Below are 6,000 nucleotides of genomic sequence, written 5' to 3' on the forward strand. Positions count from 1 at the left end.
CGCACATTTTCTCTCATCGATCGAGAAGCATCTGGTGCGAACTCCACCGCCCGAACGATTCTCGATCCGACGACAAGAGTGAGGAGTCTCCCGTGTCCGAGCACACTGCTTCCGCCGAGTCGGTGTTGCGAGTCGCCGCGAAAGATCCAGTGGCACAGGGCGTTGTCGCATTGACGCTCGCGCATCCGGAGGGGAGGCGACTGCCGGACTGGGCGCCGGGCGCGCACATCGACCTGATGCTGCCCAACGGAGTCACCCGCCAGTACTCGTTGTGCGGCGATCGCTGGGATGCCCGCACCTACCGCGTCGCCGTGCTGCGCGAGCCGCACGGCCGCGGCGGGTCGGCATACGTCCACGACCACCTGGCCGTCGGCGATCTCGTCGGTATCGGCGGTCCCCGCAACAACTTCCGGATGGTGCCCTCGTCGCGGTACCTGTTCCTCGCGGGCGGTATCGGCATCACCCCCCTCCTGCCGATGATCCGGCAGGCAGACTCGATCGCTGCCGACTGGCACCTGCTCTACGGCGGCCGTACCCGTGACACGATGGCGTTCGGCGACGAACTCGCGCGGTACGGCGAGCGGGTGTCCCTCGTCCCGCAGGACGAGATGGGGCGACTGAACCTCGACGCCGCGACCGACGCCGCGGCGGCCGGCGCGAAGGTGTACGCCTGCGGTCCGGTACCGCTGCTCGACGCGCTCGCGAGCTGCGCCACGTCCTGGCCGGAGGGCGCGTTGCGCCTGGAACGGTTCGTCCCCCGGGAGCAGCCGGCCCCGGTCCGCGACAGCCCCTTCGACGTCGAGCTGGCCCGATCGGGCCGCACCGTCACCGTCACGCCGCAGCAGAGCGTGCTCGACGCGTTGCGCGCAGCCGGTGTGGGGGTGCTCTCGTCGTGCCGCGAAGGTACCTGCGGCACCTGTGAGACCACGGTCCTGGCCGGAGAGCCCGACCACCGCGACTCCGTACTCGACGACGGCGAGCGGGCGGCGGACGACTGCATGCTCGTCTGTGTTTCGCGATCCTGCTCCGACCGTCTCGTACTCGACCTCTGACCCGCCTCAGCAAGGGACCCGTCATGACAACTCTCGCCCAGACCGGAACACCGATCAGCGACGCCGACCCGTTCGCCCTCGACGTCCTCGAAAACCCCCTACCGTTCCAGGAGGAACTCCGTGAGGCCGGGCCTGTCGTCCGCCTCGCTCGTCTCGGCGTGTTCGGCATGGGTCGCTACGAGCAGGTGCACGCCGCCCTCACCGACTGGCAGTCGTTCCAGTCCGCCGCAGGCGTGGGCCTGAGCAACTTCCGCTACGAGAAGCCCTGGCGGCCACCGAGCCTGTTGCTCGAGGCGGACCCGCCGCACCACGATGCCCCCCGTGCTCTCCTCACCCGCATCCTCGGTCCCCGCGCGCTGCGTACGCTCCGGAACACCTGGATCCACGACGCCGAAGACCTGGTCGACGAGGTCCTGGCCCGAGGAACCGCATTCGATGCCGTCACCGATCTGGCCGCCGCGTTCCCGCTGCGGGTGTTCCCGAACGCCGTCGGTATCCCCGGCGACGGCCGGGAGAACCTGCTGCCGTACGGGGACCACACCTTCAATGCCTTCGGTCCCGCCAACAGCCTCGTCGACCGGGGTATCTCGCGGATCGGGGAGTTGTCGGCCTGGGTCGACGCGCAGTGCGCCCGCGACGTCCTGACCGAGGGCGGTTTCGGAGCGCAGATCTGGGCTGCGGCGGATCGCGGTGACATCACCCACGACCAGGCACCCCTGATCGTTCGGTCGCTCCTCACGGCAGGAGTCGACACGACAGTCAACGGGCTGGCGGCCGTGCTGTACGCGTTCGCGACCCACCCTGAGCAGTGGCAAGCGGTGCGCGCGAGCCCGTCGCTGGCGCGGACCGCGTTCGACGAGGCGGTGCGCTGGGAGTCGCCGGTGCAGACCTTCTTCCGCACCGCCACCCGCGACATCGAGATCGGCGGCACCGTCGTCCCCGACGGCCACAAGATCCTGATGTTCCTCGGTGCGGCCAACCGGGACCCTCGGCGCTGGGAGCGGCCCGAGGAGTTCGACCTCACGCGCGACCCGTCCGGTCACGTCGGGTTCGGGATGGGCATCCACCAATGTGTCGGCCAGCACGTCGCCCGTCTCGAGTCGGAGGCCTTGCTGACGGCCCTGGCCGCGCGGATCGAGTCGATCGAGATCGACGGTCCGGTGCACCGGCACCTGAACAACACCCTCCGCTCGTGGCGGTCGGTGCCGATCCGTGTGCGGCTCGCCTGAGGGAGAGGCCCAGGCGCCGCCCTTCCGAGTTCGAGTGGACCGCCGCAGACCCCGTCCTCGACGTGGAAATCCGGCAGCTCACCGACTGCGCCATCCGGATTCGGCCCGACCCACCGGGTGGGGTTCGGTCGACACCGACGTCGCTGTAGTCAGTCGTCGACCACGACCACCACGCCGGCGCGCATCAACACGGCGTACAGCTCGCACAGCGGGGGAGTGAGCAGCCGGACCACGGCGCCGACCACCGCATCCGGGCCCACTGAGACCATCGGGTTCGACATGCCTCGACCGTAGGGACGCCGGATGAACCGAAGATGACGAACGGGGAAAGAGCGGCCGACGAATCGTCTGCGCGGGGACCGCGCCGGACGACGGCGCGGCCACGGAGGCAGCGTCCGCGAGAACGATCCGCCTGGTCACGGGGTGCACACGAGAGTGAATCCGGCGCCGATGCCGCCCCGGGCGTCGAGGTCCTCGACGATCCGGTCGGCCCGCTGGTAGACCGCGAAGCGCACGTCGTCGGGGCGGTAGCCGACGGCGAGGCCGAGCCACTCGCCGGTGTCGGTGCGGACCAGTGGACCACCGGAGTCGCCCTGCTGCATCACGAGCCACGACTCGAGTGAGTTCGGGTTCACCAGCACGTCCCGGGTGCCGGCGAGGTCCAGGGCATCGACGAGGGGAAACGGTCCGCATGCGATCCCGGTCGTGTGCCCGGCCGCGCAGTGCCGGCCGATGTCCTGGTCACCGTCCGGCAGCGAGCCGATCGACTCGAGCACCACGACCTCGCCGTCGGCGTCCGGGGCCGACGTGTTCGACCCGCGCACCCTGGTCTCGTCGAGCAGGACGACCGCATAGTCCGGCGCCGCGTCGGTCGGTATCCCGAATCGATCCACCGAGCCGGGGCTGTACACGGATGTCTCGGTGCCGATCGGTCCGTGGCTCTGCTCGCCGACCTTCCACACCTCGCCGGCGCCGTTCTGCCAGCAGTGTCCGGCGGTGACGGCGACGAGCCGGCCCTCCCGGTCGTGACCGACCGCGCCGACCGAGCACCAACCCGGCGCGGGATCGGCGGCGGTGAAGGTGATTCCGTCACCGGGACGCAGCACGATCCGCTCGTCCGGCACCTGCGCGGCCGCACCCGGCACCGGGGCGAGCAGCACGGCCGCACACGCCGTCACGACGAGCAGGGCGCGTCTCATGCCTCTCCCATCTCCATCCGTGGCCCGCGAGATCGGCGGCCGGTGGGGATTGCGGTCACGGACGGTTCACCGAAGTCGGCACGTTACCAGCGTTTTCGCAGGGAGGCGCCCCGGCCGGAAGCCGGCGGTGTCCACCGGGCTGCAGCCCGGCAGTGTCCACCGGGCTGCAGGCCGGCAGTGTCCACCGGGCTGCAGGCCGGCAGTGTCACAGTGCCCCCGGTGAGACTCGAACTCACACTGGACGGGTTTTGAATCCGTTTCCTCTGCCAATTGGGATACGGGGGCGTCGTGCGCAGACCACTGTAGAAGATCGGTGACGGCCGTCGGCCACCGGTACCCTTCTAACGTTCCACCCCTCCACGGGGGCCGCCCGAGCGACAGGAGATGGCCGACGATGACAGCCGCCCCGCACGAGAATCCCGCTCAGCCGCGGCGCGTCGTAGTAGCCGAGGACGAGGCGCTGATCAGGCTCGATCTGGTGGAGATGCTCCGCGAGGAAGGCTACGAGGTCGTCGGGGAGGCCGGTGACGGGCAGCGGGCGGTCGAACTGGCCGAGCAACTGAAGCCCGACCTGGTCATCATGGACGTGAAGATGCCCCGGCGCGACGGTATCGACGCCGCCTCGGAGATCGCCGCCCGGCGCATCGCCCCTGTGGTCATTCTCACGGCGTTCAGCCAACGTGAACTCGTCGAACGCGCCCGCGACGCCGGCGCCATGGCGTACCTCGTCAAGCCGTTCTCCAAGACCGATCTCGTTCCGGCGATCGAGGTGGCGGCGAGCCGGTTCGCGGAGATCCGTGAACTCGAGCGCGAGGTGGCGGGGCTGACCGAGCGGTTCGAGACCCGCAAGCTCGTCGACCGTGCCAAGGGACTGCTCATGGACAAGCACGCGATGACCGAGCCCGAGGCGTTCCGCTGGATCCAGCGGGCGGCGATGGACCGGCGCACCACGATGAAGCACGTCGCCGAGGTGGTCATCGAGACGCTGGGCGGCGCCGCGGCGGGATGACGGAGCTCCCCGTTACGCCGGTGTCAATTCTTCGATAACGGTCGCGTCACAAGGATTTCGCCCGGGTTCGCGGAACGCGCGGGGCGGATAGGTTTCTGGCCACGTCCCGGTGACGTATCCGGAGACGGTGTGCATGCCGACCGAAGGAGAGTTGGATGGCCAGACGGACCTTCGTCCGCGCCGCTGCGGTGTTCGGAGCAGCGTGTCTCGCCCTTGCGGGGTGTAGCTCGGACAGCGACGATTCCGCCACGAGCGGTTCCGGTGACGGCGCGGCGTCGGCGACGACCGTGACCACCGACTGCGAACCCGCGCAGGCGACCGCCGGGGCCACCCCGGTGACGACACCCCTCAAGATCGGCACCCTGCTCCCCGAGACCGGCAGCCTCGCCTTCCTCGGACCCCCGGAGGTGGCGGCGGTACGGCTCGCGGTGGACGACGTGAACGCCGCCGGCGGTGTGCTGAACCAGCCGGTGGAACTGATCACCGGCGACTCGGGCGACACCACGACCGACACGGCGAACGCCACGGTGGACCGGGAGCTCGCGGCGGGCACCCAGGTGATCGTGGGCGCCGCGTCGTCGTCGGTGTCGTTGAAGGTGATCGACAAGATCACCAGCGCCGGGGTGGTGATGTTCTCGCCGGCGAACACCTCCGACCAGTTCGTGTGCTACCCGGACAAGGGGCTGTACTTCCGTACCGCCCCCACCGACGTGTTGCAGGCCCAGGCACTGGCACAGCTGATCTCGGACGACGGCGCCCAGCGGGTGTCGATCATCGCGCTCAACGACCCGTACGGCACCGGCCTGGCCACCAACACCCAGAACAACCTCGTCGAGGCCGGCGTGCCGGAGGACCAGATCCAGAAGATCATCTACGATCCCAACGCGCAGTCCTTCAACGCCGAGGTCGACCAGATCAAGGACTTCGGTCCCGACGCCGTGGCGCTCATCGGGTTCGAGGAGTCCGCGAAGATCCTCACCCGCATGCACGAGGTGGGTATCGGGCCGTCCGACGGGATGCTCGTCTACGGCGTGGACGGAAACATGGGCAATGCCCTCGGTGAGGCCGTCGCGCCCGGGCTGCTGGACACGATGAGTGGTACCACGCCGCTCACCGACGTCGGACCGGACTTCCAGAACCGGCTCCGGGCGCTCGATCCCGCGCTGATCGACTTCAACTATGCCGGCGAGTCCTACGACGCCGTGGTGATCTCGGCGCTCGCTGCGGAACAGGCCGGTTCCACCGCCGGCGTGGACATCGCCGCGAACATCAACAGCGTCACCGAGGGCGGCACGACGTGCACCAGCTACCAGCAGTGCGTCGATCTGCTGCGCGGGGGCCAGGACATCGACTACGACGGGGTCACCGGCCGGCTCGAGTTCACCGATGCCGGCGAGCCCGGGATCGGGTCGTACGGGCACCTGGTGTTCGGACCGGACAACACGCTCACCACGGAGGACTACATCGTGGTCGGTGGGTGACGACGAGCCGGTGGGGGGGGGGGGGGGGCG

At 69.5% G+C, this 6,000-nt stretch carries 6 protein-coding genes and 1 tRNA gene; 4 read left to right on the plus strand and 3 right to left on the minus strand.

What is annotated here, in order from left to right:
- Positions 1-236: 236 nt before the first annotated feature.
- Both QYS60_RS05090 and QYS60_RS05095 read left to right on the plus strand, forming a co-directional pair.
- On the plus strand, positions 237-1,052 hold the full coding sequence (locus QYS60_RS05090) for a 2Fe-2S iron-sulfur cluster-binding protein (RefSeq protein WP_371382579.1): 816 nt from the start codon (positions 237-239) through the stop codon (positions 1,050-1,052).
- Between the two features lie 23 nt (positions 1,053-1,075).
- On the plus strand, positions 1,076-2,281 hold the full coding sequence (locus QYS60_RS05095; RefSeq protein WP_371382576.1) for a cytochrome P450: 1,206 nt from the start codon (positions 1,076-1,078) through the stop codon (positions 2,279-2,281).
- Positions 2,282-2,430: 149 nt separating this feature from the next.
- Here QYS60_RS05095 and QYS60_RS05100 read toward each other — a convergent pair whose 3' ends face one another.
- From QYS60_RS05100 to QYS60_RS05110, 3 genes are all read right to left on the minus strand, one after another.
- Entirely contained in the window at positions 2,431-2,562 is a 132-nt protein-coding gene (locus tag QYS60_RS05100; protein WP_268744401.1) for a hypothetical protein, read from the minus strand.
- A gap of 135 nt (positions 2,563-2,697) precedes the next feature.
- Positions 2,698-3,480, minus strand: a complete 783-nt coding sequence (locus tag QYS60_RS05105) for a hypothetical protein (protein WP_054374840.1) — start codon at positions 3,478-3,480, stop codon at positions 2,698-2,700.
- A 211-nt stretch (positions 3,481-3,691) separates the two neighbouring features.
- Positions 3,692-3,765: transfer RNA gene (locus QYS60_RS05110), tRNA-Leu, on the minus strand.
- Positions 3,766-3,874: 109 nt separating this feature from the next.
- On the opposite strand from QYS60_RS05110, the gene QYS60_RS05115 reads away from it, so the two are divergent.
- Together QYS60_RS05115 and QYS60_RS05120 are read left to right on the plus strand one after the other, a co-directional pair.
- The gene (locus QYS60_RS05115; protein ID WP_003937895.1) at positions 3,875-4,489 is read left to right on the plus strand and encodes an ANTAR domain-containing response regulator; all 615 of its coding nucleotides are present in this window, start codon (positions 3,875-3,877) and stop codon (positions 4,487-4,489) included.
- A gap of 155 nt (positions 4,490-4,644) precedes the next feature.
- A complete protein-coding gene (locus QYS60_RS05120; RefSeq protein WP_371382577.1) occupies positions 4,645-5,970 on the plus strand; it encodes an ABC transporter substrate-binding protein in 1,326 nt (441 codons plus the stop codon).
- Positions 5,971-6,000: the final 30 nt, after the last annotated feature.

Origin of the sequence: Rhodococcus sp. GXMU-t2271, from assembly GCF_041414735.1 — a bacterium.
Lineage (GTDB): Bacteria > Actinomycetota > Actinomycetes > Mycobacteriales > Mycobacteriaceae > Rhodococcus > Rhodococcus indonesiensis.

Excerpts from the sequence above, each read along its gene's own strand:
- QYS60_RS05100 (WP_268744401.1), bottom strand. The coding sequence starts at position 2,562 with ATGTCGAACCCGATGGTCTCAGTGGGCCCGGATGCGGTGGTCGGCGCC.
- QYS60_RS05090 (WP_371382579.1), top strand. The coding sequence starts at position 237 with ATGCTGCCCAACGGAGTCACCCGCCAGTACTCGTTGTGCGGCGATCGC.
- QYS60_RS05105 (WP_054374840.1), bottom strand. The coding sequence starts at position 3,480 with ATGAGACGCGCCCTGCTCGTCGTGACGGCGTGTGCGGCCGTGCTGCTC.
- QYS60_RS05095 (WP_371382576.1), top strand. The coding sequence starts at position 1,076 with ATGACAACTCTCGCCCAGACCGGAACACCGATCAGCGACGCCGACCCG.
- QYS60_RS05115 (WP_003937895.1), top strand. The coding sequence starts at position 3,875 with ATGACAGCCGCCCCGCACGAGAATCCCGCTCAGCCGCGGCGCGTCGTA.
- QYS60_RS05120 (WP_371382577.1), top strand. The coding sequence starts at position 4,645 with ATGGCCAGACGGACCTTCGTCCGCGCCGCTGCGGTGTTCGGAGCAGCG.